The organism is Acerihabitans arboris (assembly GCF_010131535.1).
Lineage (GTDB): Bacteria > Pseudomonadota > Gammaproteobacteria > Enterobacterales > Enterobacteriaceae > Acerihabitans > Acerihabitans arboris.
Genome location: NZ_WUBS01000001.1, coordinates 343,887 through 369,607, shown reverse-complemented (window position 1 = coordinate 369,607; position 25,721 = coordinate 343,887). Strand labels below are relative to the sequence as shown.

Below are 25,721 nucleotides of genomic sequence, written 5' to 3'. Positions count from 1 at the left end.
ATGGAATACCGGCGGCCTTCACAAGTGACAAAATTAGCTAAGCTTATAAGAAATATTGAAATAACCATCACCGGGCTCGACCGTTGTATCCTCAGGTCCCGCGCCGGGCGCCGGGGACAGCCTGCGATGGCGCTGGACAAGCGGCCGCGGTGGGCTAAAATAATCACTGTTCATGTATACAGGCTTGAGTGATGACCATTGATCTTTTTGAAGACGCGCCGCCGCCGCCGTGGCGCGAAGAAATAGCCCCCGGAGCGGTGGTGCTGCATGGTTTTGCGCGCGACCACGGCCCGGCGCTGCTGGCGGCGGTAAACGGCGTGGTGGCCCAGGTGCCGTGGCGCCATATGACCACGCCGGGCGGTCACGTCATGTCGGTGGCGATGAGCTGGTGCGGCAATGGCTGGAACAGCGACAGCCGTGGCTACCGCTACTCGGAGCGGGATTCCCGTACCGGCAAGCCCTGGCCGCCCATCCCCGGGATCCTGATGGCGCTGGCTGATGAAGCCGCCATGCAGGCGGGTTTCGGTCACTACCTGCCGGATTCCTGCCTGATGAACCGCTACGATCCGGGCAGCAAGCTCTCCCTACACCAGGACAAGGACGAGCATGACTTTGACGCGCCCATCGTGTCCGTGTCGCTCGGCCTGCCGGCGGTGTTCCGGTTCGGCGGCCTGCAGCGCAGCGATCGGGCCCGGCGCATCCCGCTGGCGCATGGCGACGTGGTGGTGTGGGGCGGACCGTCCAGGCTGAACTATCACGGCATCCTGCCGGTCAAGGAAGGGTATCATTCGCTGGTTGGCCCGCACCGCATTAATATTACGCTGCGCAAGGCGCTTTAGCGGTATTTTCCCCGCTTACATAATTTATAAAATAGGATTGATTTAGATTAGGTTGACGCTCACCGTAATGATTGGATTGAGATCGCCAAAATCCTGCGTATCAGCCTCCTGAAGACCCAACCACGTTTGCCTGCCAAAATGCTTGGCGGGGCCTGCAAAAAAACGCGCGTTATTTGGCCAAATTATTAGCTATATATATCATTTGCTACGCAGTAAAAACCGGGCAATCCCATAATTTAAAGAGCACGGCGGGAACTTTGGCTGAGTTGCCTTTGACAAAAGATAATGAATAATATGTATTTTTTATTTATTTTCATACCTTGCTCACGATATGTAAAGATTTGTTGGTGCATTTCCTGTTATGTGACTAACATTAATAAAGCTAATGTGATGTTAGGATGGCATGTGACCATTGGCATGAGAGCGCAGCATTCTGTTCAACCTGAACTGCGTTCAAATCTTGAAATGTCTAGCGATAAATGGAGATTCCAACATGAGCGAAACCCCAACGACTGCACCTGGAAATTACAATGAGACATGGGTTGAGCCGGTAACCGGTGTCCCTCTCAAGCGTATTTCGTGGAGTGCCGTTTTCGCTGGTGTCATTATTTCAATGGTGGTCTATTTACTGTTGGCCATATTGGGTACCGCCGTGGGCGCCAGCACTATCGATCCGTTGAAAGAAAATAATCCTCTTGCCGGCTTAGGGACCGGCGCGGCTATCTGGACCGGCGCCAGCATGCTGATCGCCATAGCAACCGGTGCATACGCCAGCGGGCGTCTGGCCCAGCGCGAAGGGGCGCTTCATGGTCTGTTAATGTTCGGGGTGAATACCTTGATTTGTGCCTGGTTCCTGCTTGTGGTGGTTAATCACGCCGTGAGCGGCGCCATGAGCATCGCGGGAACCGGCTTACAAACGCTCGGCAGTGGCATATCCGCCGCCGCGCCGCCGGTAACGCAAATGGTAAAAGATAAACTGGCGGAAAATAATATCAATCTCGATAGCTTGCAAAATGAACTGGAAACCACATTGCGCCAGACGGGTAAACCAGAACTGCAGCCGGAAAATCTGCAAGATAAAGCAGCGGGAGAAGTCGATAACGCGCAAAATCAGGCATCCGATACTGCCAATCACCCCCAGACCGCTGATACCGACATTGCCGGATTTTTTACGGGTCTGATCCAGCGTAACGAAACCACCTTCCAGGCCGCCGATCGGGATGCGCTGAAAAACATCATTAAAGCGCGCACCGGTAAAAGCGATCGGGAAGCCGACCAGATTGTCGACCAGACAGAAAAAAGTTACCAGCAAGCCCGCGCCAAATATGAAGAGTTGAAACAACAGGCTGAGCAAAAAGCCCGTGAAGCGGGCGAAAAGGCGGCGGCCGCTACCGCTAAAGCCAGCTGGTTTACCTTTTTTATGCTGATTGTCGAAGCCGTTCTGGCCGGCGTAATGGGTATGGTAGGGCGCCGCACGCAACCTAGCCCGGGATTTAATCATCAGCGTCCGCTGTAAAAGGATAAAGGATCCAATTTCTCGTTATAATTATCTATTTGCCGCCATTAGGGAAAATGACGGCAAATACCTAACTGTGATACTAAGCATCATTGCGGTCATGTTTTAATCCGGCGCAATAAAATGGCTGGTTTCTGTTCCACACCTCCTCCGACTATTGGCCGCTCACCAATTTCCGGTGACGGAGGGGGCTGTTCGGTCTGTATAAGTAAAAACAATACATATCCGTTTTGCAAAATACGTTGAGATCAGCCGGGATTGGTTGGATGGTCGAAAGTGATAATACTGGAGCAGATATAGAAAAATCCATGGAGCAAAAGGCTAAATTATTGGTTTGTGCGCCGGGATTACGTTTCCAGTTTTATAATAATGGATTTTATAAAAATAATATAATTTAATTAAGCATGATGGATTATGTGACTCATAATGCTGAATCCGTTATTAAAAGAATAAAGGAGTTATGTAGTGAGAAATGAACATGATTTGCTTTAAAATAAATCGACAGTAAGATTGAATGAGGCTTTGTTGAATAAATCAGATTATGGTTCAGCGTCTCTGCGGCACGGTTAACTCTCAGGCAATACGCACACTTATCGGCATAACACCCGCGTCATTGTGTTCAGGGCAGGGATCATGGCCATAGCCTCTAGCAACCTGACCATCATCACACAGCGTCGGAGAACCACCGAACAACGGTTTTACCCGGTACATCGCCGTTTCTGCTATTGATCGGCGGTTGCACTCCATTATCCATTTCCACCGCGCATTAGTCGCCGCCAGACGCTGATTCACTACCGCTCGGACGCGGTCTTCGTAAGGGTACATGAACTACCTGCTAAGTAGCCCAGGTGCTGGTCCGCACCTCCGGTGGATCACTTTTGCATCGATGGCGACACCATTGAGCAACGTTGTGTTTGTTCGCGATGGACAGCCTGTAGCCATTAGTTCCGCACCAGCAACCCTGCAACAGAAACAGATGATGCCGACACGGAATGAATGAAAACTTCCATCGAAAGGTGTCAAATAATCAGCCTTAAGATACGATCCATGCGCGACTAAAATAACATATAATAAAAGCTGTTATCAGCACCGCAATTCCTCCAAGAATCAGGTTGGCCGAAAGGCTATAGCGTTCTACGATGATGCCACCGAGCATAGCGCCACCGGCCACGGCGAATGGAAAAACCGCTATAAACACCGCCCCGGCACTTTCCGTGATATTTGGTACAGCCCTAAGTACCCATGTTTGAAAACCTACGGGGATCCCCCCGTAGGATAGCCCCCAGATGATGACTAAAATCGTAGCGGAGACCTCATTTTTTAGGGAAAATTGATACTATTTTTTACACACAAGGAAGCTCTATGTGGTTACTACTTGCAAGTTCATTACTTACCTTACTCTTTCTAACGCCATTATCTCTTTTTTTACTCGCTCTTACCTTCATATCAGCAATGTCAGGTAATATTTTGACGCCAATAGGTAGCTTGATAATAATAAGCATAATTGCAATTACTTTATTGCGCTTTAAATTTAGAGATAAATTAATTTTTCGCATAATAACGGAATTAATTCTAGTTATTATCGCAATTGGTTTAACCATGCATCTTATTCCAGGATTCAACAATCTAAAGGTTTTGGATGCAGCATATGTTGGACCACTGAGCACCACCTTTACGATGTACTATAACCTTGATAAGGCAATAATACCTTTCATCTTACTTGCATGTATATCAACGCTTTTCAAATCTAAATCCACCTTACCGCCCAAAATGTGGCTGTGGTTGGTTCTAACCTTATCTGTGCCAGCATTACTTATTTTTGCCGTGTACATTGGAGGTTTAAGATTCGAAACGCACCATCCTGAATGGTTATGGCAATATGTATTGGCAAACCTATTTTTTGTTTCCCTCGCCGAGGAAGCATTATTCCGTGGATATTTTCAACAAAGGCTGGGGAATTTCCTTTCCCCGTATAGTTCACTCATCGTAGCAAGCATTCTGTTTGGTGCATTGCACTATGTTGGTGGCCCACAACTCATGCTATTCGCAGGTCTATCGGGAGTAATATATGGACTGGCATGGATGTGGAGTGGTTGTTTGTGGATCTCAACACTTTTTCATTTTGGACTTAATCTGATCCATCTGCTTTTCTTTACTTATCCACTCTATCAGCCATTATCACTCTAATATCTTTCGTTTTACCAGGCATCAGGATCGACTTTTGCATTTTCAAACGGCTGGGAAATCCCGTAAGCGTACGCCCAGTCTTCAACTACCCACATCGTTCCGTCGCGATTTCCCATCCCGCCTGTATTTCATTTAAACGTCGCAGACCCCGCCAGATAACGATATTTCCTGGTGGGTGATTGTTTTTATTACCCATATGCCACCGAGTTGCGCAAGTTTTATCGTATATTCCTCAAGCGGTGATGAGAACATTATTTGTGCTGTATCTTTCATCATAGGATCCGGAGTTTTCTCTCTACTTTTGTGCACGCCAGTTCCACCGGAGCTTTCGGTATTTTCTCCAGCCAGCGATAACTTTATTTTTCCCCAATGGGAACTCGGGTCGGATTAATTTTTCTTTTCAAGGCATTCGTCCCTTTGAATTTCTTACGGGTCCAGAATCTAACCGCCGTCAGGCCCAGCGGAAGTCCCTGTGTCGTCGCGGCCAGGCTGGAATGCATCAGGATCCCGTGAATGATGCCGGTATCATTTCCTGTTGTGGCAAGCCCTGTGGTGTAGTGGCCCGCGAAGCCAACTGCATCAGGGTTGTTCCGGTGATAACCAAAAGTAGTGGTATCCTGCAGGAGGAGTATGGTTTCTTGCGAAGCGGCTTCCACACGCCGGCAGGTGGCTTCGGTATGCCCCTGCAGAAGCATCTGCTCATCAATTCTGGTGCTGGAAAGAAACCGGTAAGCCGCTTTTGTCGCTGCGCGATCCTGGCAGGCAAAGGGCAGGCTGTTTCCCATCCCTTGCCGGAGTTTTTGCATCAGAGATTTAAAGTGGCTGGCATGACGGCGATCGCTAAAAGTAGAAGAATTAATTTCCTCATCGAGCCATGAAAGCGAAGTCGAGGCCTGTTCCAAATTGACCATAAACACCCATCCCTGGATACGACGTTATCTAATTATCTTAATGATTATATTGATATAATTGTGGGTAGCCGCAAGACTGGGCGTACGCTTACCTTTTTAACGCTGTCTTCATAGCTACAGGACAAGCGCCTGAAAAAAGCCACCCTTTTTTATCGCTATTGATTACGCGCTCAACCGTAGAACCCACCGGAGGCCACAAGGCGATCACCGGTGATCCAGGCCGCATCGTCCGAAGCCAGAAATGCCGCAACCTTCGCAATATCCTGCGGCTGGCCCAGCCTGCCAAGCGGCGTTCGTTCGATCATGTCAGTTTCGAACGGGCTGCCAATAAATCCGGCACTGATAATCCCTTCGGTATGGGTCCCTCCGGGAGCCAGGGTATTTACTCTGATGCCTCGTGAACCAAGTTCAGCTGCAAGCACCCTGGTCAGCGCATCCAGAGCGCCTTTGGTTGCGGAGTAGACTGCCATTCCCGGTACGGCGCGACAGCTGTCGATGGAGCCGATATTGACGATGGCTCCTCCGGATTCGCTGAAGTGATTCGCCGCTTCCTGAATGGTCTGGATGACGCCCAGAACGTTGGTGTTAAACTGCCGGTGAAACTCATCAATCGTGATGGCCTCAAGCGGCGTCGGGCCGTAGACTGCGGCGTTGTTCACGAGAATATCAGGTTTCCCGTAGGCACGCGTGGTTTCGGTAAACAGCCGCTTTACATCCGCCGCGATTGCTACGCTGGCCTGAACGGCAATCGCCTGGCCGCCCTCTGCCTCAATGGCTGCGACAACCTTATCGGCTCCGCTGCGATCGGACGCATAGTTCACCACCACCTGCGCCCCCTGGCGCGCCAGTTCCCGGGCGATACCTGCTCCGATCCCTTTTGAAGCACCGGTAACGATAGCCGTTTTCCCTGCAAGTCTTTTCATGATAACTCTCCTTAAAACTGTGTCATGCCGCCATCGACGACAAGATCGGTTCCGGTGGAAAAACTGCTTTCGTCTGATGCGAGAAAAAGAGCGGCAGCGGCCAGTTCATCCGGCTGTCCTAAACGCCCGAGAGGCACCAGGGCTGCAGCCTGTTTACGAAAGTCTTCTGCTTCCTGAGGCGTACCAACCTGCGCGTCAATAATAGGCGTATCGACAGGACCGGGGCTCAGCGTGTTCACCCGGATATTCCGTGCTTTCAGTTCCGCCGCCGCGGTCCGTACCAAGGAGCGCACAGCGGCCTTGGTGGCATTGTAGACGCTGTGGCCCGGCAGTCCTTTTGTCGCCAGACAGGATGATACAAGGATAACCGAACCACCTTCGCGCATCGCCGGAAGCGCCCTCTGCAGGGTAAAGAACGTTCCTCTGACATTGATGTCGAACATCCGGTCAAAATGCTGCTCCGTCACGTCGCTGATTGCCGCCGAGGCAATGACGCCGGCATTGGCAACGAGGATGTCAAGCCCGCCTTCCTGCTTCTGAACCGTGGTAAACAGCCGGTCCAGACTGTCGGGGGAGGCGATGTCGGTCTGGATCGCTTTCGCATGTTTACCCAGCTTCGCTGCCGCCGCTTCAAGCTCAGCCAGTCTGCGGCCAGCGATATAAACCGTCGCCCCTTCCTGGATGAAGCGCCTGGCGATCGCATAACCGATCCCGCTGGAACCGCCAGTCACCACAACAATTTTAGATTCCAGTTTGCCCATGGTTTCCTCACTTACGTTCATTTCATTAAGAGGCTGATTGTCTGCCATGTGAAAAAAAACACCATGGCTCTCTGATTTTCAGTATGCTTCAGGCTGATCCAGAATTAAACTGGTGAAAATTGCACAACACTTGTGAGAAAACGCACCAATGGACCACTGGGATGAACTTCGCATGTTTCTTGCCGTGGCGGAAGGCGGGACGGTACGCGCGGCCGCTGACGCACTGGGTGTTAACCACGCCACCATCATTCGCGGCGTTGGTCGACTGGAAAACAAGCTGAATACCAAGCTGTTTGAAAAGCAGGCATCCGGATACCGGCTGACGGACGCGGGCACAGACATCGTCGAGCTTGCAGGGCAGATGGCTACAGCGTCATCTCAGATAGAAGCTAGAGTTTTCGGCAGAGACCAGCGTGTTTCCGGGCCTTTGCGGTTTACGCTCCCCATATCTCTTGCAACCGACCTGCTTATGCCCACGCTTGCGGATTTTATGAATTCTTACCCTGATATTGCGCTGGAGATTATCGGGTCGGGAACCATCGCCAATCTGGGCAACCGGGAGGCGGACGTCGCCCTGCGCGTGGCCACCGGTGATACAACGCCGCCAGGCAATCTTTACGGTATGAAACTTTGTGAGTTTTATACAGGATACTACGGCCATTTAACTCTTTTAGCAGCCCCTTCAGGGTCTGTACCCTGGCTGCTGGGACCAGGCGAGGCCGTTCCGTCCGAATGGCAGCCTGAAGGGGGGATGAGGATGACAACCACCCCGATCCGCTTCGCAGAAATGCGCTCTCAGTTTGAGGCGGCACGCGCGGCCATGGGGATCACGCTTCTGCCCTGTTTTCTCGGCGATGCCGATCCTGTGCTTGCCCGTGTACCCGGAGGACCTGTCGCGCGCATTGGCGATGTCTGGCTGCTGACCCACAGTGAGACACGACAGACGAAGCGCGTGCGGCTTCTCTGCGAACATATCCGCACTGCGATGCAGGACTACTCTGAAAGGATGGCAGGACGGCCCGACATTTGCTGAGATAAAATGAACAGGGCAGGTAATAAAGGAAAGTCCGGCCGCGACAGGAAATAACACGTTCACCTTCTTCCGGAATAACCGTTCATCTTCACCAGAATACGCATGTGTTATTACAGCACCGATGGCTGGGCGGAGATCGACAACAATGTCGCTGAAAACGCGCTGCGGATGGTGAGCCTTGGGCGAAAAAATCATCTCTTTATGGGCAAAGACAGCGGTGGCGACCGGGCGGCGCTGATGTACACGCCGATCGGCAGTTGCAAACTGAACGGCGTGGAGCATGAAGCGTATCTGCGCCATGTGCTGGCGACCATCGCGGACCTTCCCATCAATAAGATCAAAGATCTCCTGCCGTGGAACCTCAACATCCCTGCCGAATAAGCGTCAATACGGTGCAACCTTGACGCTTCCGGCGCAGTCCAGAAGATATTTCCAGCGTGTACGGATATCGATGGTCGAATGTGCCAATAAACTGTCTATAACCGAACAAAATTCCATGTAAAATGAGTCGACAATGCTAGATATTGGGTGACGTAGATTTGAGAGTCGTATCACAATATCGACGATGCTTTTGTTAATTTTTTATACTGCCTGCTAGTAATTTTCACCTGGTGGTTGGGTAATCCACAACCCCAGTTTTGCGGGGGATTACCGCAACGTCTGGCCTTTGTAGTTATATAAGTTCCTCAGCAATTCGGGTAGACGTTTCAGCGGCAACGCGGGAAGATGTTGGGCCACTATCGGCGTCACGACGCCCCCCAGATCGAACGCGGGGTGGTATTTGATTAGGCCCTGTTGCACGGCGTGGCGCATGATTTTGGTCAGATACTGCCGCATCCTCCCGGCCACGTCATGCACGCCCTTGTCATCAATGGCTTTGATGAGCTGCGCCAGATGCCGTGTTTCGACTTCCGCGATATCCATTTCGCCAATGTCAGGAAACGCATAGCGTTTCAGGCAGGTAAGGACTTTATACGCGTGGCTTTCCGACCAGAGTCTGAGGCTGCTGGTGTGCCATGAGGTTGCGATGTGTTTAAAGGTGCGGGATTCGTCTACAGCGGTTTTTTCTGATTCGCGGGGCAGGGAAGGACAGATGCCGGAGGCCAGCAGCTTGCGGGCAGCGTCGCGTTTTTCACGGGCCTCCGCCAGCGTCACCTGCGGATAGGCGCCTATAGCCAGGCGTGATTCCTTGCCGCCGAAGCGGTAGCGGAAATACCACAGGCGCGAACCGCTGGTTGATACCAGTAGATACAGACCCTGAGCATCGGTGAGTTTGTAGGATTTTACGAAGGTTTTTGCAGCGCGGATTTTGCTGTCAGTCAGAGCCATGTGAGGGTCACTCCATTCATCGAACTGAATGACCCGCAATTTGACCCCACATTTTCCGGATACCTAGGGATAAATCAAAACGTATCGGAAAGGGTTTTACGCTAACCTGTTGAATTTAAGATATATAGGGATTCATAAGAAAGCATAAAAAAGAAATGGTGGTGCCCGGACTCGGAATCGAACCAAGGACACGGGGATTTTCAATCCCCTGCTCTACCGACTGAGCTATCCGGGCAACGCGCCGCATTACACCGTATTGACCGCGGTTCGTCAATGGATTTATCAAGGATTTATGCGTAATCCCTCTCAATCGCTGACTTTTCGGTCAAGTTGCGCAAATATTCAGGTCAGCGCGCCATTTTTCCGGCATAAGGATAAGCGCAAAATATCCTCCGCCAGGCGGCGGGCCACGGCGACATCCTGTAACTGGTGCTTCACCAGCAGCTTGCTCAGGCAACCCTCCAGGATCAGTTCCATTTGCTGCGCCACCATGGTGGGGTCATCGGTTTCCAACTGGTCCAGCAGTGCGCGGGTATAGGTGTAGGACGCCTGTTTTTGCCGTTCGGCCAGCTGATGTATCGGGTGGTCGGTGGCCGGATAAAAGCTGCAGGCGGCGACAAACAGGCAGCCGGGATAGCGCTGCTGGCGCACCTGCTCGTCCAGTACCTGGTAGCGCGCCAACAGCTTTTGCTGCGGATCGAGCGTATCGTCCAGCAATAGCTTGCTGCGCCAGCCGTCCACCTGCTCGCCGTGATAACGCAGGCAGTCAAACAGCAGCGCCTCGCGATCCGGCCAGTATTGCTCAAGCTGGGTTCGGGGTATCGCCAGGCCGTCGGCAAGCATCTCCAGTGAAACGAGGGTAAAACCTTTTTGTTCCAAAAGGTTCAACGCATAATCAAGAACCTGTTCGCGTTGCACTTATGCCTCCTAAAAGCTCGCGGTTGCCAGTCCCTAGTGTCGTTTATCGGGCGATGTTCTGCAAATGGCGCTGAAAATCGTCGGCATCCATAAAGCCGGTTATCCGTGAACCAGGAATTTCCCGTCCCCGGCGGTCGAAAAACAGGATGGTGGGCAGGCCCAGGACCCGCAGCTCCTTGAGCAGGGCCTGCTGCTCCGGTGAATTGGCCGTCACATCCGCCTGTAATAACGTCAGATTAGCCAACTGGTGTTTCACTCCTTCGGCGGGGAAGGTGTATTTCTCGAATTCTTTACAGGCGACGCACCAGTCGGCATACAGATCCAACATCGCCGGCCGGTCGGGCGATTCATTCAGCGCCTGGTTTATCTGCGCGCTGCTGGCGACACGCCTGAATACCGGCGCGTTGCCCTCCACAGCGACGCTAACGCCGGCGGCAGGTGGGAATACCCAGTCCTGCAGCGGCCTTACCGCCACCGCCATCAGGATTAGCAGGACGATTTGCAGGGCGTGGATGCCGCGAAAACGGCCTTCCCGGCTGCACAGCAGCGCCCAGCCGGAAAACGCCGCCGCCAGCAGGCTCCACAGCCGCAGGCCCCAGGTATCGCCAAAGACGCGCTCGAGCAGGAACACCGGCAGCGCCAGGATAACAAAACCCATGCCTTCTTTAACCCGCTGCATCCAGGGGCCGCCGCGCGGCAGCAGCCGATGGCCGGACACCGTCACCAGGATCAGCGGGATTCCCATGCCGAGGGCATACAGATACAGCGTCACGCCGCCAACGGCCAGGTTACCGCTTTGCGCTATATACAGCAAAATAGCGCCGAGCGGCGCGGTGGTGCAAGGCGAGCAAAACAGCCCCGCCAACGCGCCCATGATGAAGACGCCGGGCAGGGCGCCGCCCCGTTGCCGGTTACTCCACAGCGTCAGGCGGGTTTGCAGGCCTACCGGCAGTTGCAGGGTAAACAACCCGAACATGGACAGCGCCAGCGCAACAAACAGCGCCGACAGGCCGATAAGCACCGCCGGTTGCTGCAAGGCGGCCTGGAATTGCAGCCCGGCGGCGGCTACCGCCATGCCGAGCGCGGTATAGGTAATTGCCATGCCCTGCACATAAACCATGGCAAGCGTAAATACACGCGGCGAACTCAGGCGCGCCGCGCCGGCGCCGAGGATAATGCCGGAAATCAGCGGATACATGGGCAGCACGCAGGGGGTAAAGGCGATGCCGATGCCGATAAGCAACGCCCATAACGGGGAGAAGGGCAGGGTGTCGGTACCCTGCGCCCTCGCGGGAGTTATCACCGCCGGGGCGCCGCCGGCGCCGGAGACCGCCATCACCGGGTCGGAGGCGCCGCCGCCGACAGCGGCGCTTACCGCCGACAGCGGCACCAGCCGGGTCTCGGGCGGGTAGCAAAAGCCGGCTTCCGCGCAGCCCTGGTAAGTGACCCGCACCGTTGCGCCCGGCGCCGCTTCCAGCAGCGGCACCTTGAGCGCCAGGCTTGACCGGTAAACCTGCACGTCGCCGAAAAATTCATCGTGGTGGTTCTGGCCCGCGGGCATGGCCGGGGCGCCCAGCCGGGCGTCGGCCGGCTCCAGCCTGATTTGCTGCCGGTAAAGATAATAGCCGGGGCGTATCTGCCAGCTAAGATGAAGCGTTGTCCCCCGCTGCAGGAAATCGAAACTGAATGCCCGATCGACCGGCACGAACGCCGTGGCCGACGTGTTGCCGAACAGCGAGGCGAAAACGGGCGCCGGCGGCAGGCCGATGCCCAGCCACGCCAGCAGAATCAGTGTAAGGACGCGTTGAGCCATGATAGATAATCTGGATCGCCACCCTGGACGGGTAATACCAGTAACTCCGGGGTTTGATAAGGATGATGTTTCTTGATGCAGGTAATCAGCTCATGCTGATGGCGGACATGGCTTTTGATCAGCATCTGCACTTCGTCTTCCTGTTCCAGTTTCCCTTCCCAGAAATAGAGCGAGGTCGCGCCCGGCAGCAGCGTGACGCAGCCGGCCAGCTTTTCGCCGAGCAGTTTGCCCGCCAGCGCCTGCGCGGTGGCTCTATCCGGGGCGGTGCACAGGATAATGATAGTGCCGTTTTCAGCGGAATTTTTTTCAAACGAACCGTCTTCGGGGGAACGGGATTCAGATGCACCTTCATCGACAGGGTCTGCCGCCGGTATAGGTTTTCCTGCCGGGAATTTTGCTGCCATAACAACCTCGCGGTGTAGCGCCGACCGGCAGTATAACCCGGCCGGCGCGTTGGCAACAGCAATGAAAATACGTTGTTGCGGGCAACGTTATGCGCTGTTACTCGTTTTTATCGGTATAGCGCACGGCTTTGTAAGTGGGATGCATCAGGTTTTCCAGCGAGAATATATCATCCAGCTCGGCGGGGGTCAGCAGTCCGCGTTCCAGCACCACTTCACGTACGCTTTTACCGGTTTCGGCGCAGATTTTGCCGACAATATCGCCGTTATGGTGACCGATAAACGGGTTGAGATAGGTGATGATGCCGATGGAGTTGAACACATAAGCCTCGCACACCGCGCGATTGGCGGTAATGCCGTTAATGCATTTGTCCAGCAGGTTAAAGCAGGCGTTGGTCAGGATATGCACCGATTCAAACATCGCCTGCCCGATAACCGGCTCCATCACGTTTAGCTGCAGCTGGCCGGCCTCGGCCGCCATGGTGATGCAGGTGTCGTTGCCGATAACCTTGAAGCAGACCTGGTTGACCACTTCCGGCACCACCGGATTCACCTTGGCGGGCATGATCGACGAGCCGGCCTGCAGCTGGGGCAGGTTGATCTCATTGAGGCCGGTGCGCGGCCCGGAGGACAGCAGCCTAAGGTCGTTACAGATTTTGGACAGTTTTACCGCCAGGCGTTTTAACGCGCTGTGCACCATGACATAAGCGCCGCAGTCGGAGGTCGCCTCGATAAGATCTTCCGCCGGCAGCAAGGGCAGGTTACTGATCTCGGCCAGCTTCTGCACCGCCAGCGCCTGGTAGCCGTCGGGGGTATTGAGGCGGGTGCCGATGGCGGTGGCGCCCAGGTTCACTTCCAGCAGCAGTTCGGCGGTGCGCAATAAATTTTTATTCTCTTCTTTCAACAGCACGGTGAACGCATGGAATTCCTGGCCCAGGGTCATGGGCACCGCGTCCTGCAGCTGGGTACGGCCCATTTTTAATATGGTGGCGAACTCCTGCGCCTTGCGCTCGAAACCTTCGCCCAGTTGCCCGACCGCTTCGACCAGTTTCAGGATTGAAATATACACCGCGATGCGGAATCCGGTAGGATAGACATCGTTGGTTGACTGGCATTTATTCAGATGATCGTTAGGATTAAGGTACTGGTATTCCCCTTTTTGGTGCCCCATCAGCTCCAGGCCGATATTCGCCAGCACTTCGTTGGTATTCATGTTTACCGACGTGCCGGCCCCGCCCTGGAACACGTCGATGGGGAACTGGTCCAGGCATCTGCCTTTGTCGAGCACTTCATCACAGGCGGCGACAATCGTATCGGCAATGGCGCGCGGCAGGGTATGCAGTTCCCTGTTGGCCAGCGCGGCCGCTTTTTTCACCATCACCATGCCGCGCACGAATTCCGGAATGTCGCTGATTTTAGTGTTGCTGATATAGAAGTTTTCGATGGCGCGTAAGGTGTGGACGCCATAATAAGCTTCATAAGGAACTTCACGTGTTCCCAACAGGTCTTCTTCTATACGAATGGTATTCGCCATGGATACTTCCTTAATAAGCGATATTTTTAACGATTGGCGCGGGATAATAGTATAAAAATATTATTTTCCAGCGCGTTGCACTGACAACGTATCTATGCTCATCATTATATGCTGATTAAGCATTGGCACTATTAAGTTGATCACGGTTACGCAACAGATTTCCCCGCCCCGGCGGGACGATAAGGCGGGGATCGGGGGACGCGCGATATTTTATCGTCCGGGTCATCGGGGTTAAGGGATGCGTATCGCCATGCATGCCGGCATTCCCCAGGTCGTTAGTGATGTAAAGTGCGGTAAATAACCCGCGCCTCAATCCCCGCTTCAGGATACCATAACCCTCAGGAAAGCTCATTTCATCAAGCCCGGCGGTCGCCACCGACCAAAGTGAGCCGCCGCCGGGCACGTTAAACCAAGGAGAATTCGGTGCGTTGGATACCGTTACTATTGATTTTTGTCGTTGCCTACATAGAAATCTCGATTTTTATTCAGGTAGCCCATGTGATTGGCGTGCTTTTTACCCTGCTGCTGATAGTGCTGACCTCGTTTATCGGCGTATCGCTGGTGCGCGCCCAGGGGCTGAAAATCCTGGGGCAAATGCAGATCAAGATGGCTAACGGCGAAAGCCCCGCGCTTGAAATGATTAAAAGCGTCTCCGTCCTGCTGGCGGGGTTCCTGCTGCTGTTGCCGGGCTTTTTTACCGATTTCCTCGGCCTGCTGCTGCTGCTGCCGCCGGTGCAGAATTCGCTGACCCTGAAGCTGTTGCCCTACCTGAGGTTCCAGCGCGGCGCCCCCGGTGGATCCGCTCCCCATGATGCGGGCGGCGACACGTTCGAAGGCGAGTTCAAGCGCAAGGATATTCCCCGCGAGGGCATTGGGCACCGGCGCGAAGATGATAAATAGATGTTAATGCCCATGGAAATGACTGCTTTTTAAACTGATGATATTAAACGTTTTTTATTTTAAGTGTATAAAAAATAACCATTCAGTTAAAAAAATTCTTTTTTTCCCCCTTGAAGCGTAACTGAACGCCCCCATCTTAATCACCACGAGGCAGGGCATGAAGGCATGCCCGGCATTCATCCTGAAACAGATACGGACTTTCTTAAGGAGAGCTTTCAATGAAAATTCGTCCATTACACGATCGCGTTATCGTCAAGCGCAAAGAAGTTGAATCAAAATCGGCTGGCGGCATCGTTCTGACCGGTTCCGCGGCGGGTAAATCCACCCGCGGCGAAGTACTGGCGGTCGGCCATGGCCGCATCCTGGAAAACGGTGAAATCAAAGCACTGGATGTGAAAGTCGGCGATATCGTGATTTTCAACGACGGTTATGGCGTGAAAGTAGAAAAGATCGATAACGAAGAAGTCTTGATCATGTCCGAAAGCGACATTCTGGCTATCGTCGAGGCGTAATCCTCGCGTAATCATCTGAACTGAACGAATTTAAGGGAAATTCAAATGGCAGCTAAAGACGTAAAATTCGGTAATGACGCCCGCATCAAAATGCTGCGCGGCGTAAACATTCTGGCAGACGCGGTCAAGGTGACCCTGGGGCCCAAAGGCCGTAACGTCGTGCTGGACAAATCCTTCGGCTCACCCGTTATCACTAAAGACGGCGTGTCGGTAGCGCGTGAAATCGAACTGGAAGACAAGTTCGAAAACATGGGCGCCCAGATGTTGAAAGAAGTTGCCTCCAAAGCGAACGACGCTGCGGGCGACGGCACCACTACCGCCACCGTTCTGGCTCAATCCATCGTCAACGAAGGCCTGAAAGCCGTTGCCGCAGGCATGAACCCGATGGACCTGAAGCGCGGTATCGACAAAGCGGTGATCGCCGCCGTCGAAGAACTGAAAAAACTGTCCGTGCCTTGCTCTGACTTCAAAGCCATCGCCCAGGTGGGCACCATCTCCGCCAACTCCGACGAAACCGTGGGCAAACTTATTGCTGAAGCCATGGAAAGGGTAACCAAGGAAGGCGTTATCACCGTTGAGGAAGGCTCAGGCCTGCAAGACGAGCTGGACGTGGTTGAAGGCATGCAGTTCGACCGTGGTTATCTCTCCCCCTATTTTATCAACAAACCGGAAACCGGCACTATCGAACTCGAAAGCCCGTTCATCCTGTTGGCTGATAAAAAAATCTCCAATATCCGCGAAATGCTGCCGGTACTGGAAGCCGTTGCCAAAGCAGGCAAACCGCTGCTGATCATCGCTGAAGACGTCGAGGGCGAAGCCCTGGCGACCCTGGTGGTCAACACCATGCGCGGCATCGTTAAAGTCGCCGCCGTGAAAGCCCCGGGCTTCGGCGATCGTCGTAAAGCCATGCTGCAGGACATCGCCACCCTGACCGCCGGTACCGTGATTTCCGAAGAAATCGGCCTGGAGCTGGAAAAAGCCACCCTGGAAGATATGGGCCAGGCTAAACGTGTAACTATTACGAAAGATACCACCACCATCATCGACGGTATCGGCGAGAAAGCCGTCATCGACAGCCGTGTTGCCCAAATCGAACAGCAACGCAAAGACGCCACTTCCGATTACGATCGTGAAAAACTGCAGGAACGTATTGCCAAACTGGCCGGCGGTGTCGCCGTGATCAAAGTGGGCGCCGCGACTGAAGTTGAAATGAAAGAGAAAAAAGCGCGCGTGGAGGATGCCCTGCATGCGACCCGCGCGGCCGTGGAAGAAGGCGTGGTTGCCGGTGGCGGCGTGGCGCTGATTCGCGTAGCCAACAGCATCACCGGACTGCGTGGCGATAATGAAGACCAAAGCGTCGGCATCAGGATTGCCCGTCGCGCCATGGAAGCGCCTTTGCGCCAGATCGTCGAAAACGCCGGTGAAGAACCTTCCGTGATTGCCAACAACGTTAAAGCCAGCAATGGTAACATGGGCTATAACGCGGCAACCGAAAAATACGGCAACATGATCGACATGGGCATCCTGGATCCGACCAAGGTAACCCGTTCCGCGCTGCAATATGCGGCTTCCATCGCCAGCCTGATGATCACGACAGAATGTATGATCACCGATCTGCCGCGTGAAGACAAAGCCGATATGGGCGGCGCCGGTGGCGGCATGGGCGGTATGGGCGGCATGGGCGGCATGATGTAATGCCCCTGCTTCGCTGATAGCGTTAAAAAAACCCCCGGTTTCCGGGGGTTTTTGTTTTTTTGGCAAAAAATTATCAACCGGACCGTTTTTAAGGTATAAACAGGTAGCGGTATGGGCAGGGTAAACAGCGGTTTATGCGCTGAAGGTTGCCCAAGGGAAAATAGGGCGCACAGCAAAAATTTTGCCGGACATATCAATATTCGAGGAAAACGATGCGAATCAAATTTCTACTCTGTGTTTGTGCAGGCACATTGTTATTAGCGGGATGCACTACCACTAATGAATTGTCTGCCGCGGGTCAATCGGTGAAATTTACCGAGGACCGGCCGGCCGGCAGCTGTCAAATGCTGGGTACGGTCACCGGCACGCAAAGCAACTGGTTATCAGGCCAGGGCGGCGAAGGCAGTTCCATGCGCGGCGCGGCTAACGATCTGCGCAACAAAGCGGCGGCAATGGGCGGCAACGTGATTTATGGCGCCGCCAGCCCGGCCGGTTTCAAGGAAACCTATCTTTCCAGCTTTGCCCCGCTGGACAGTAAAATCCAGGGCCAGGTCTATAAATGCCCGTAACCGACAGCCCGATCGTCCCGCGCGCGGGGCGATCGGGCGCGGCTTAGCGCTGGCGTAGCGCCAAATCAAGCAGGGTTTTGCTTTTTTCCCCGCCGATCTCCCGCGCCAGCCGCGGCACCAGGTAGCCCGAGACCTTCATTAATAATTGCCGCATGATTTCCCGGGCCTCCTGGTCATCCACCATGAAGTGCGCCGCGCCCTGTACCCGGTCTAGAACATGCAGGTAATAAGGCAATATGCCGGCGGCGAACAGCGTTTCGCTCAGGGTCGCCAGCGTATCGGCATTATCGTTAACCCCCCGCAGCAGCACGCTCTGGTTCAGTAGCGTCACCTGCGCCAGGCGCAGTTGTGTCATACTCTCACGCAGCGGTCGGTCAATCTCATTGGCGTGGTTAATGTGGGTGACCATCACCACGTTAAGACGACAGCCGGCCAGGCGCTGGCACAACGTAGGGGTAATGCGCGCCGGAATAACCACCGGCAAACGGGTATGGATGCGCAGGGTGCGCAGATGGGGAATGGCTTCCAGCTGGCCGATGAGATCATCAAGCTCATGGTCCCTGGCCATCAGGGGATCGCCGCCGGAAAAAATGATTTCGTTCAGTTCAGTATGTTGCCGGATATACTCCAGCGCGATTGACCAGTTGGCGCGGTTGCCCTGGTTATCCTGGTAAGGGAAATGACGCCTGAAGCAGTAACGGCAGTTGACCGCGCAGCCGCCCTTGACCAGCAGCAAGGCGCGGTTACGGTATTTATGCAGCAGGCCCGGCACCGCGTTTTGCTGTTCTTCCAGCGGATCGGTGCTGAAACCGGGAACCTGCAGGAACTCCTCGCTTTGGGTGAGAACCTGCCGTAACAACGGGTCGTCGGGGTCGCCCGGCGCCATGCGCGCCACGAACGCCTTCGGCACCCGTAACGGGAATAGCCGCCGCGCCGCCGCGCCATCGCGCAGGGCCGGATGCTCATTGAGTTGCAATTGTTGCAAAAGTTCGATGGGATCGGTAATGGCATCGGCAAGTTGACGCAACCAATCTTCTCTAATTGGGGTGTTTCGGGTTACAATATCTGCCATTTTTTTGGCTTAATGACCAAGTTATATTAAGAGGACCACCATGGCGTCTTATAGTACCAATGAATTCCGTTCCGGTCTCAAAATCATGCAGGACGGCGAGCCGTGCTCGATCATTGATAATGAATTCGTAAAACCGGGCAAAGGCCAGGCTTTTAACCGCGTGCGCATCCGTAAACTGATTTCCGGCAAGGTGCTGGAAAAAACGTTTAAATCCGGCGATTCCGTAGAAGCGGCCGATGTCATGGATATCAACCTGACCTACCTGTACAACGACGGTGAGTTTTGGCATTTTATGAATAACGAGACTTTTGAGCAACTGGCCGCCGACAAGAAAGCGGTGGGCGAAAGCGCCAAATGGCTGGTTGAACAGGCTGAATGCGTGTTAACGCTGTGGAACGGCCAGCCGATCGCCGTCACGCCGCCCAACTTCGTCGAGCTGGAAATTACCGAGACCGACCCGGGCCTGAAGGGAGACACCGCCGGTACCGGTGGCAAACCCGCGACCCTCACCACCGGCGCGGTCGTAAAAGTCCCGCTGTTTGTCCAAATTGGCGAAGTGATTAAGGTGGATACCCGCTCCGGCGAATATGTGTCTCGTGTAAAATAACGGTCAACCCGTCATACCCTTGGTACATTATCAAGGGTATGACGGGTGTTTCCAGGCATGCGGGGAATACGGCGATTATGTCAGCAAAAATAGTTAAACTGATCGTTATCTCGGTATTAATGTCGGCGACGCTAAGCGGTTGTAATACCGCACGCGGCTTCGGCGAAGACGTCCAGCACCTCGGCGGCGCTATTGCCCATGGTGCCAGCAAGTAACTGCTCCGTTTTTCAGCAGTAAATACTCCTAAATGTGCGTTACCGGCCATATGATTAATATGTTTTGCCGGTTTTTTACTATGCTTAAAGGGCAAGCTTTTATCCACAGCACACTTTTTCATTCAGACAAGAGTGATTTCTACAAAAGGAAAACGTTATGTTGAAGAAAAGTATAATTGCCCTTTTATCTGTCCTGGTTTTATCCTCTTTGACCGCCTGTAATACCACCCGCGGCGCCGGTGAAGATATTTCGGCCGGCGGGCAGGCAGTACAGCGAGCCGCCCAGTAATATCGCGTGGCCGGGCCTGAGTTGATACCTCGGCCTCCCGCCGCGGTGACAACTGTTTAGCTTTAGTTGCATCGTTTGATCGACAGTGACGGTTGTCATGTCCTGAGGCGCGGTCATTTGCCAAAATGGCCGTGCCCTTTCTTTAACTACCCGTTTCGTTAAATGAAAGATTCGCTAAAAAAAATTAATTGATTAATTAAGTTTGCTGGTCATCCTCGGTCGGGCGAGGTAGCATAACCTTACCTGGCTGGACGTCCCGCCAGGTATCCTAATTGCGGGGACGACCCCATTTTTTTGAGGTCGTCTCTCATGTCATGGTTATTACTTATTTTTGCCGGCCTGCTCGAAACCGTCTGGGCCATCGGCCTGAAATATACCGAGGGTTTTACCCGCCTGGGGCCAAGCGTCGTGACGTTAATCGCCATGGCGATCAGCATCACGCTGCTGGCTTTTGCCATGCGCGAGCTGCCGGTGGGTACCGCCTATGCGGTCTGGACCGGCATAGGCGTGGTCGGCACGGTCATCATCGGCATGATGTGGCTGGGCGAGCCGGTGCAGTGGGTGCGTATCGTCAGCCTGGCGATGATTGTGCTGGGGATCGTGGGCCTGAAACTTACCCACTAACCGGGGCGCCGGTGAGCGGCCGTTCGCGGCGTTCGTTCCGCTGCAAGGGAACCGCGTCAGGATTGATCTACCCAGATCAGATGATCCACGGGAAAACCCTGGCGCCTGGCCGTGTCCACCAGATGGGCGCGCGTGGCCTCCGGCAGGGTTTTGCCGCGCGCCAGGATCCACAGGTAATCCCGGTTAGGGCCGGATACCAGGGCGTAGCCGTACTGCGCATCCAGCTCAATCACATGATAGCCGCCATAAAAGGGGCCGAAAAATGACACCTTCAGTGAAGCCTGCCGCGGGGAATCAAGGAAATACGCCTTGCCGTTGCTTTGCTGCCAGCGCTGTTTCGCCGGTGAAAAGCCTTTGTTGATAACGTTAACGCCCCCATCGTCGCGCAGGCTGTAGTGCGCCGTAACGTGGTCCAGCCCGCGTTCGAAACGATGATCCAGCCGGGCTATTTCATGCCAGGTACCCAGGTAGCGGTTAACGTTAAAGTTTTGCACCGGCTTTACGCCTGAAGGCGGGCTGACGCTGCACGACAGCGACAGTAATGACGAGGCGACCAGCGCGGCGGTTTTCCATACGGACATAAGTACTCCATCGGTCCTGGGGGAACTGCAAGTGTAGCGCTATCGGCGTAAGGTTGAGGTATAAATGGATGCTCGGGCGGCTGATTGATTCATCGGCTTGAACAAGGTTTGTCTGCCAGAAGGGATAAAGGTAGACTGCATCCCCTGTTTAACGGGAGAAAAAATTATGAGCGAAATGGCAAGCTGGTTACCGAGCGCCCCCATCGCTAATCTATTAAAAAGAGCGGTGGTGATTGGCCGGGTCAGGCAATTCTTTACCGATCGCGGATTACTCGAAGTGGAAACGCCGGCCATGAGCCAGGCCACCGTCACGGATATCCACCTGGTCCCTTTCCAGACGCAGTATGTCGGGCCGGGCGCCGCGCAGGGCGTGCCGCTTTATCTGATGACCAGCCCGGAATACCATATGAAACGCCTGCTGGCCGCCGGCAGCGGGCCCATTTTCCAACTGGGGCGCAGCTTTCGTAATGAAGAGTCCGGTCGGCACCACAACCCCGAGTTCACCATGCTGGAGTGGTATCGTCCGCATTACGATATGTACCGCCTGATGAACGAGGTGGACGATTTACTCCAGCAAATCCTCGACTGCGACAGCGCGGAAACCGTTTCCTACCAGCAGGTGTTTATTCGTCATATCGGCATCGATCCCTTGTCCGCCGATAAGGCGCAGCTGTGCGAAGCCGCCGCCAAACTTGACCTGTCCGGGATTGCCACGGTCGAGGAAGATCGCGATACCTTGCTGCAGTTATTATTTGCCATGGGAGTGGAACCTCATATCGGGCGCGATAAACCGACGTTCGTTTACCATTTCCCCGCCACCCAGGCGGCGCTGGCTGAAATCAGCACCGAAGACCACCGGGTCGCCGATCGTTTTGAAGCCTATTTTAAAGGCATTGAGCTGGCCAACGGTTTTCGCGAACTGACCGATGCCGCCGAACAACGCCAGCGCTTCACCCAGGATAATCGCAAGCGCGCCGCGATGAATTTGCCGCAGCAGCCCATCGATGAAAACCTGCTGGCGGCGTTGGCGCATGGCATACCTGAATGCTCAGGCGTGGCCTTGGGGGTGGACAGGCTGGTGATGCTGGCGCTCAAGGCCGACAGCCTGGCCGAGGTCATCGCCTTCCCGGTCGAGCGGGCCTGAGCCCTGTCCCTGGCGCCGGCGGTCTACAGGGATCCGGATTTGAACGTCGAGGTGCATTTATTGGTTTCCATGCGCACCTGGAACGGCGGGAACGGCATCTCCAGGCCGTGCTCGCGGTAGCCCTCGAGAATCAGCTGGTTAAGCTGGTGGCGCAATGGCATGCGATGGCCCATTTCCGCCGCGTGTACCCGCAGGTCGAACAGCATTATCCCCTGCTGTAAATCCACCAGGTAGGCTTCCGGCGCCGGATTATCCAGCACCAGCGGGCAGCGCTGCGCCGCTTGGGTCAGGATTTGGGTAACTTCCTCGCTATCGGCGTCCGGCGGCGCCGGAATGGTCAGTACGATACGCGTGACGGAATCCGACAGGGACCAGTTAACAAACTGCTCGGTGATAAAGGCCTTGTTCGGCACGATAATCTCTTTGCGATCCCAATCGGTAATCGTGGTGGCCCGGGTATTGATGCGGGTGATATTGCCGGTCAGGTCGCGGATGGTGACGGTATCGCCGATGCGGATGGGTTTTTCAAACAAGATAATCAGCCCGGAGATAAAATTGGCAAAGATCTCCTGCAGCCCGATGCCCAACCCGACGCCGAGCGCCGCCACCAGCCACTGCAATTTTGCCCATTCAATGCCGATCCAGGAAAAGCCAATCAAGCCGCCAATCAACATCAGCATATATTTGGTGACGGTGGTAATCGCATAGCCGGTGCCCGGCGTCAGTTCCAGGTGTTGCAGCAGGGCCAATTCCAGCAGGGCGGGCAGGTTCCGGACCAATTGGGTGGTAATAATCAATACCATCACCGCCACCAGTACCGAGGCGAGCGAAATTGACTGGATGCCGCCCTCGCCCTTGACGCTGGAACTGACATCCCACAGCTGGATATTTTCCAGGAAAGCAAACGCCGAATGGATTTCCGACCACAGCCAGATAACAGAGACAAAGGCGATCAGGGTCAGGATGGAGCGCACCAGGCGCAGCGACTGGGCGCTGATCACATCCAGATCGACAATCGGCTCGTCCACCTCGGCGGCGGCTTCGCTAAGCTGCGACGGCGACAAATCCTCCTCGTGGCGGGCGCGTTGCGCCAGCATCTCGGCCCGGCGCTGCTTGGCGCGCTCGAAGGCGATGCGCCGGCGTTGGATAAACATCCAGCGCCGGACGATATGGTAGATAACCAGCAGGAAAAACCAGATGGCCACCGAGGTTTCCAGCCGTGTCAGCAGAGCCTGCGCCGTGGCGAGATGGCCCAGGCACGCGGCCAGCGCCGCGACGATCGGCGCGCATAGCAGCAGGTTCCACAGGGTACGGTTAACCGCGTTATCCCCGGAACCTGATTTATCCAGGTAAAGCGGAATGCCGGCTCTCTTCAGACTGCTGGTGACCAGGCTCAGGGCGGCGCAGATCAGGACAAAGCATAACCGGCCCAGGGTACTGGCGAACTCGCGGTCATTAAGGTTATCGAAGGTGATCAGGGCCATGATCAACGGTACGATAAGGCCGACGGACAGGGAGTAATAACGCATCGCCCGCCCAACCCGGCGCACCGGCCAGCCAAGATGCACGATAAACAGGCCGCGCGGATGGGCAAAGTGGGCGCTTACCATAAACAGCCACAGTATCGGCACCGTGGCGGTTACGCCGTCGCCGATGGCCACCGCCACCGGGTAGGGCCAGGCATGCTGCAGGCCATATCCCAGCGCCGCCCACAGTACCGGCAGGGGCAGGGCGACGACTATCGACCAGAACACGGTGCGCAGCGTCAGGTAAAAGTAGTCCTGGTTGACCTTGCCGACTTTACTGGCCGATCGATCGAGGAAAGCATGATAATGGCGGCGCGAGCTGATGCTGAAACCGACCAGCGCGATGGCGCAGAACAGCGGGATTAGCGTTTCCTGGCTGGTCACCATCATAATCATGGCGCTGCCGAGCTGGGTGAAGGTATCAAGCGAGACCAAACGCTTCAGATCCTGGACCAGGTGCAGCGGGAAAGAAAGCGAGATCGGGCTGACGTCCGCTACCCAGAACAGATAACGGTGCGCCGCCTCCTGGATTTCCGCCATGACGTCCACCAGCTGGCTGTTGGCCACCTTTAGCTTGGTCAATTCCAGTATCTGGTTATCGTAGCCGGACAGCAGTGAATTGAGCAGTTCGCGCTGGGTACGCAGCTGCGCCTCCATGATGCGGCGCTGCTCCGGCGTCAGCGGCAAACCGTTGTTCTGCTTGATTTGATCAAGCTGGGGACGCTTGTTCATCAGATCTTCGTAGCGCAGGCGGCTGACGCGCAGTTGCGCCATATCGCTGTCCAGCTGTTGCGGCTTGGGCAGATCGGGCAGGCGCGACACCTGGGCGCGCAGCGTCTCGCCGAGCGCCGGCGAGTCACCCAGCCATTGCGCCTGCTCGCGCAGCGTGCTCAGCGCTTGCCGGACCTGGAGCGTCTGCGCGGCGGCCTGGCGCTGCTGGGAGGCGATCAGGTCCATACGCTGCGCCTGTTCGTTAAGCGCCATCGACAGCTCGCGGTTTATCTGCAATTGATCGGTGATAACGGCGGGCAGATCGCCGCTTTGCTCCGCCAGCTGTTCGGTGCGTTCCAGCACCCGTTCCGCCTCCTGCTGGCGTAAACTGTTCAGCCGGAAGCGTTGCGCCTGCAAATCCAGATCCACCCGTTCATGGCGCTTTTTCAGCAAATCCGTGCGCAGGCGCGACAACTCCTGACGGTTATTGGCGCTCAGCTGCGCCAGTTCCAGCTCGTTGACCCGCGCCCGCCGGGCGGCGGATTCCGCCTGGAGCAGGGTAAGGTGCGCCTGTCCCAGCGGCGTGACGGTGGTATTGCCCTGCGATTGCAAACGCTGTTCGCTGTCGCTCATGGCCCTGCGCGCCTCGGTTTGCTGCTGCGGCAACTGGCTCAGAGAGTCGCTGATATCCCGGGCCTGATCCTGCTCCTGCTGCAGCTGACGCGCCAGCTCCTGCAATTCCCTGCTGGTCTGCAGCACGCGCTGCTCCAGTTCGCTTGCCGACAGCCTAGCGCTGACCTCGGCGGCTTTATCCGGTTCGTTTTCGCGCCGTTCGCGCAGTTCACGCGTCAGTTGGGGAAAATTATCGATGGCGTTGCGATATCGGGCCGCGCGCTCGGCGGAAGCCGTGCCTTCGCTGATAAACGTGAGGGCGCCCTGGAGGGATGCCACAATCTCCGCCTGATTTGCCGCGCCTTTATTTGCTTCTGCCTGCTGAAGTTCTTTTTTGACCTGGGCTTCGTCGGGGAAGGCGGCGGCGAATGCCGGGGCGGCGAGCAGCCACCCCAACAAGATGATAATGATCAGACGCAATAGGTGTTCTCTCTAGTTA

The 25,721-nt window shown here is 55.1% G+C and carries 24 protein-coding genes, 1 tRNA gene and 3 pseudogenes; 15 read left to right on the top strand and 13 right to left on the bottom strand.

The genetic code is table 11. The features are described 5' to 3' along the window. The first annotated feature begins 191 nt into the window (after positions 1 to 191). The 3 genes from alkB to GRH90_RS26455 all read left to right on the top strand — a co-directional run bounded on the left by alkB (position 192) and on the right by GRH90_RS26455 (position 2,753). Positions 192 to 839: a DNA oxidative demethylase AlkB gene (gene alkB, locus GRH90_RS01665; RefSeq protein ID WP_162364146.1), complete on the top strand. Its 648-nt coding sequence runs from the start codon at positions 192 to 194 to the stop codon at positions 837 to 839. A gap of 493 nt (positions 840 to 1,332) precedes the next feature. Next, positions 1,333 to 2,355 carry an MFS transporter gene (locus tag GRH90_RS01660; protein WP_162364145.1) on the top strand — a complete coding sequence of 341 codons (1,023 nt, stop codon included), beginning with the start codon at positions 1,333 to 1,335 and terminating at the stop codon, positions 2,353 to 2,355. Between the two features lie 266 nt (positions 2,356 to 2,621). Next, entirely contained in the window at positions 2,622 to 2,753 is a 132-nt protein-coding gene (locus tag GRH90_RS26455) for a hypothetical protein (RefSeq protein ID WP_281352675.1), read from the top strand. Between the two features lie 175 nt (positions 2,754 to 2,928). Here the strand turns inward: GRH90_RS26455 and GRH90_RS26105 are convergent. After that, positions 2,929 to 3,171 (bottom strand): annotated as a pseudogene (locus tag GRH90_RS26105) (IS5/IS1182 family transposase); the annotation flags it as partial. Positions 3,172 to 3,717: 546 nt separating this feature from the next. On the opposite strand from GRH90_RS26105, the gene GRH90_RS01655 reads away from it, so the two are divergent. After that, positions 3,718 to 4,542: a CPBP family intramembrane glutamic endopeptidase gene (locus GRH90_RS01655; protein WP_162364144.1), complete on the top strand. Its 825-nt coding sequence runs from the start codon at positions 3,718 to 3,720 to the stop codon at positions 4,540 to 4,542. 356 nt (positions 4,543 to 4,898) lie between these two features. On the opposite strand, the gene GRH90_RS01650 is transcribed toward GRH90_RS01655, so the two are convergent. The 3 genes from GRH90_RS01650 to GRH90_RS01640 form a co-directional block, all read right to left on the bottom strand. Next, positions 4,899 to 5,453 carry an IS4/Tn5 family transposase DNA-binding protein gene (locus GRH90_RS01650; RefSeq protein WP_162364143.1) on the bottom strand — a complete coding sequence of 185 codons (555 nt, stop codon included), beginning with the start codon at positions 5,451 to 5,453 and terminating at the stop codon, positions 4,899 to 4,901. 170 nt (positions 5,454 to 5,623) lie between these two features. Beyond that, positions 5,624 to 6,376 (bottom strand): SDR family NAD(P)-dependent oxidoreductase, encoded by a 753-nt coding sequence (locus GRH90_RS01645; RefSeq protein WP_162364142.1) that lies wholly within the window; start codon positions 6,374 to 6,376, stop codon positions 5,624 to 5,626. Positions 6,377 to 6,387: 11 nt separating this feature from the next. Further along, positions 6,388 to 7,137, bottom strand: a complete 750-nt coding sequence (locus tag GRH90_RS01640; protein ID WP_162364275.1) for an SDR family NAD(P)-dependent oxidoreductase — start codon at positions 7,135 to 7,137, stop codon at positions 6,388 to 6,390. A 148-nt stretch (positions 7,138 to 7,285) separates the two neighbouring features. Between GRH90_RS01640 and GRH90_RS01635 the strand changes: the two genes are divergently transcribed. Together GRH90_RS01635 and GRH90_RS01630 are read left to right on the top strand one after the other, a co-directional pair. Further along, positions 7,286 to 8,170 (top strand): LysR family transcriptional regulator, encoded by an 885-nt coding sequence (locus tag GRH90_RS01635; RefSeq protein ID WP_162364141.1) that lies wholly within the window; start codon positions 7,286 to 7,288, stop codon positions 8,168 to 8,170. A 102-nt stretch (positions 8,171 to 8,272) separates the two neighbouring features. Continuing rightward, positions 8,273 to 8,551, top strand: a pseudogene (locus GRH90_RS01630) (transposase domain-containing protein); the annotation flags it as partial. Between the two features lie 273 nt (positions 8,552 to 8,824). On the opposite strand, the pseudogene GRH90_RS01625 reads toward GRH90_RS01630, so the two are convergent. From GRH90_RS01625 to aspA, 6 genes and pseudogenes are all read right to left on the bottom strand, one after another. Then, positions 8,825 to 9,499, bottom strand: a pseudogene (locus GRH90_RS01625) (tyrosine-type recombinase/integrase); the annotation flags it as partial. Between the two features lie 159 nt (positions 9,500 to 9,658). Further along, positions 9,659 to 9,734 (bottom strand) — tRNA-Phe (locus GRH90_RS01620). A gap of 107 nt (positions 9,735 to 9,841) precedes the next feature. After that, positions 9,842 to 10,417 carry a division control transcriptional repressor DicD gene (gene dicD / locus GRH90_RS01615; protein WP_162364140.1) on the bottom strand — a complete coding sequence of 192 codons (576 nt, stop codon included), beginning with the start codon at positions 10,415 to 10,417 and terminating at the stop codon, positions 9,842 to 9,844. Positions 10,418 to 10,460: 43 nt separating this feature from the next. After that, the gene (locus GRH90_RS01610; RefSeq protein ID WP_162364139.1) at positions 10,461 to 12,230 is read right to left on the bottom strand and encodes a protein-disulfide reductase DsbD; all 1,770 of its coding nucleotides are present in this window, start codon (positions 12,228 to 12,230) and stop codon (positions 10,461 to 10,463) included. Beyond that, on the bottom strand, positions 12,206 to 12,511 hold the full coding sequence (cutA, locus tag GRH90_RS01605; protein ID WP_312857163.1) for a divalent cation tolerance protein CutA: 306 nt from the start codon (positions 12,509 to 12,511) through the stop codon (positions 12,206 to 12,208). Before cutA ends, GRH90_RS01610 begins: the two co-directional genes overlap by 25 nt. Before the next feature lie 220 nt (positions 12,512 to 12,731). After that, positions 12,732 to 14,165: an aspartate ammonia-lyase gene (gene aspA / locus GRH90_RS01600; RefSeq protein ID WP_162364137.1), complete on the bottom strand. Its 1,434-nt coding sequence runs from the start codon at positions 14,163 to 14,165 to the stop codon at positions 12,732 to 12,734. A gap of 423 nt (positions 14,166 to 14,588) precedes the next feature. On the opposite strand from aspA, the gene GRH90_RS01595 reads away from it, so the two are divergent. The 4 genes from GRH90_RS01595 (at position 14,589) to GRH90_RS01580 (ending at position 17,841) form a co-directional block, all read left to right on the top strand. Further along, entirely contained in the window at positions 14,589 to 15,065 is a 477-nt protein-coding gene (locus tag GRH90_RS01595; protein WP_162364136.1) for an FxsA family protein, read from the top strand. A 218-nt stretch (positions 15,066 to 15,283) separates the two neighbouring features. Further along, on the top strand, positions 15,284 to 15,577 hold the full coding sequence (locus GRH90_RS01590) for a co-chaperone GroES (RefSeq protein ID WP_162364135.1): 294 nt from the start codon (positions 15,284 to 15,286) through the stop codon (positions 15,575 to 15,577). Between the two features lie 45 nt (positions 15,578 to 15,622). Beyond that, positions 15,623 to 17,272, top strand: a complete 1,650-nt coding sequence (groL, locus tag GRH90_RS01585) for a chaperonin GroEL (protein ID WP_162364134.1) — start codon at positions 15,623 to 15,625, stop codon at positions 17,270 to 17,272. Positions 17,273 to 17,484: 212 nt separating this feature from the next. Beyond that, positions 17,485 to 17,841: a DUF4156 domain-containing protein gene (locus GRH90_RS01580; protein WP_162364133.1), complete on the top strand. Its 357-nt coding sequence runs from the start codon at positions 17,485 to 17,487 to the stop codon at positions 17,839 to 17,841. Positions 17,842 to 17,884: 43 nt separating this feature from the next. On the opposite strand, the gene epmB is transcribed toward GRH90_RS01580, so the two are convergent. Continuing rightward, positions 17,885 to 18,913, bottom strand: a complete 1,029-nt coding sequence (gene epmB / locus GRH90_RS01575; RefSeq protein WP_162364132.1) for an EF-P beta-lysylation protein EpmB — start codon at positions 18,911 to 18,913, stop codon at positions 17,885 to 17,887. A 40-nt stretch (positions 18,914 to 18,953) separates the two neighbouring features. Here epmB and efp point away from each other — a divergent pair, with 40 nt between their 5' ends. The 4 genes from efp (at position 18,954) to sugE (ending at position 20,648) form a co-directional block, all read left to right on the top strand. After that, positions 18,954 to 19,520, top strand: coding sequence for an elongation factor P (gene efp / locus GRH90_RS01570; protein WP_162364131.1), 567 nt, complete (start codon positions 18,954 to 18,956; stop codon positions 19,518 to 19,520). A 77-nt stretch (positions 19,521 to 19,597) separates the two neighbouring features. Then, positions 19,598 to 19,735, top strand: coding sequence for an entericidin A/B family lipoprotein (locus tag GRH90_RS01565; protein ID WP_162364130.1), 138 nt, complete (start codon positions 19,598 to 19,600; stop codon positions 19,733 to 19,735). A gap of 157 nt (positions 19,736 to 19,892) precedes the next feature. Further along, the gene (locus tag GRH90_RS01560; RefSeq protein WP_162364129.1) at positions 19,893 to 20,024 is read left to right on the top strand and encodes an entericidin A/B family lipoprotein; all 132 of its coding nucleotides are present in this window, start codon (positions 19,893 to 19,895) and stop codon (positions 20,022 to 20,024) included. 309 nt (positions 20,025 to 20,333) lie between these two features. Further along, entirely contained in the window at positions 20,334 to 20,648 is a 315-nt protein-coding gene (gene sugE / locus GRH90_RS01555) for a quaternary ammonium compound efflux SMR transporter SugE (RefSeq protein ID WP_162364128.1), read from the top strand. A gap of 56 nt (positions 20,649 to 20,704) precedes the next feature. Here the strand turns inward: sugE and blc are convergent, their stop codons facing one another. Then, positions 20,705 to 21,229: an outer membrane lipoprotein Blc gene (gene blc / locus GRH90_RS01550; protein WP_162364127.1), complete on the bottom strand. Its 525-nt coding sequence runs from the start codon at positions 21,227 to 21,229 to the stop codon at positions 20,705 to 20,707. A 166-nt stretch (positions 21,230 to 21,395) separates the two neighbouring features. Between blc and epmA the strand changes: the two genes are divergently transcribed. Then, entirely contained in the window at positions 21,396 to 22,373 is a 978-nt protein-coding gene (gene epmA, locus GRH90_RS01545) for an elongation factor P--(R)-beta-lysine ligase (protein WP_162364126.1), read from the top strand. A 23-nt stretch (positions 22,374 to 22,396) separates the two neighbouring features. Here epmA and mscM read toward each other — a convergent pair whose 3' ends face one another. Then, positions 22,397 to 25,702 carry a miniconductance mechanosensitive channel MscM gene (gene mscM / locus GRH90_RS01540; protein WP_162364125.1) on the bottom strand — a complete coding sequence of 1,102 codons (3,306 nt, stop codon included), beginning with the start codon at positions 25,700 to 25,702 and terminating at the stop codon, positions 22,397 to 22,399. Positions 25,703 to 25,721 lie beyond the last annotated feature (19 nt).

What these genes read in the sequence shown, in the direction of transcription:
- GRH90_RS01610 (WP_162364139.1), bottom strand. Translation starts at nt 12,230, where the DNA reads ATGGCTCAACGCGTCCTTACACTGATTCTGCTGGCGTGGCTGGGCATC.
- GRH90_RS01650 (WP_162364143.1), bottom strand. Translation starts at nt 5,453, where the DNA reads ATGGTCAATTTGGAACAGGCCTCGACTTCGCTTTCATGGCTCGATGAG.
- GRH90_RS01660 (WP_162364145.1), top strand. Translation starts at nt 1,333, where the DNA reads ATGAGCGAAACCCCAACGACTGCACCTGGAAATTACAATGAGACATGG.
- GRH90_RS26455 (WP_281352675.1), top strand. Translation starts at nt 2,622, where the DNA reads ATGGTCGAAAGTGATAATACTGGAGCAGATATAGAAAAATCCATGGAG.
- GRH90_RS01560 (WP_162364129.1), top strand. Translation starts at nt 19,893, where the DNA reads ATGTTGAAGAAAAGTATAATTGCCCTTTTATCTGTCCTGGTTTTATCC.
- GRH90_RS01640 (WP_162364275.1), bottom strand. Translation starts at nt 7,137, where the DNA reads ATGGGCAAACTGGAATCTAAAATTGTTGTGGTGACTGGCGGTTCCAGC.
- GRH90_RS01565 (WP_162364130.1), top strand. Translation starts at nt 19,598, where the DNA reads ATGTCAGCAAAAATAGTTAAACTGATCGTTATCTCGGTATTAATGTCG.
- epmA (WP_162364126.1), top strand. Translation starts at nt 21,396, where the DNA reads ATGAGCGAAATGGCAAGCTGGTTACCGAGCGCCCCCATCGCTAATCTA.
- epmB (WP_162364132.1), bottom strand. Translation starts at nt 18,913, where the DNA reads ATGGCAGATATTGTAACCCGAAACACCCCAATTAGAGAAGATTGGTTG.
- GRH90_RS01590 (WP_162364135.1), top strand. Translation starts at nt 15,284, where the DNA reads ATGAAAATTCGTCCATTACACGATCGCGTTATCGTCAAGCGCAAAGAA.
- aspA (WP_162364137.1), bottom strand. Translation starts at nt 14,165, where the DNA reads ATGGCGAATACCATTCGTATAGAAGAAGACCTGTTGGGAACACGTGAA.
- GRH90_RS01655 (WP_162364144.1), top strand. Translation starts at nt 3,718, where the DNA reads ATGTGGTTACTACTTGCAAGTTCATTACTTACCTTACTCTTTCTAACG.
- alkB (WP_162364146.1), top strand. Translation starts at nt 192, where the DNA reads ATGACCATTGATCTTTTTGAAGACGCGCCGCCGCCGCCGTGGCGCGAA.
- efp (WP_162364131.1), top strand. Translation starts at nt 18,954, where the DNA reads ATGGCGTCTTATAGTACCAATGAATTCCGTTCCGGTCTCAAAATCATG.
- GRH90_RS01645 (WP_162364142.1), bottom strand. Translation starts at nt 6,376, where the DNA reads ATGAAAAGACTTGCAGGGAAAACGGCTATCGTTACCGGTGCTTCAAAA.
- blc (WP_162364127.1), bottom strand. Translation starts at nt 21,229, where the DNA reads ATGTCCGTATGGAAAACCGCCGCGCTGGTCGCCTCGTCATTACTGTCG.
- GRH90_RS01580 (WP_162364133.1), top strand. Translation starts at nt 17,485, where the DNA reads ATGCGAATCAAATTTCTACTCTGTGTTTGTGCAGGCACATTGTTATTA.
- GRH90_RS01635 (WP_162364141.1), top strand. Translation starts at nt 7,286, where the DNA reads ATGGACCACTGGGATGAACTTCGCATGTTTCTTGCCGTGGCGGAAGGC.
- groL (WP_162364134.1), top strand. Translation starts at nt 15,623, where the DNA reads ATGGCAGCTAAAGACGTAAAATTCGGTAATGACGCCCGCATCAAAATG.
- sugE (WP_162364128.1), top strand. Translation starts at nt 20,334, where the DNA reads ATGTCATGGTTATTACTTATTTTTGCCGGCCTGCTCGAAACCGTCTGG.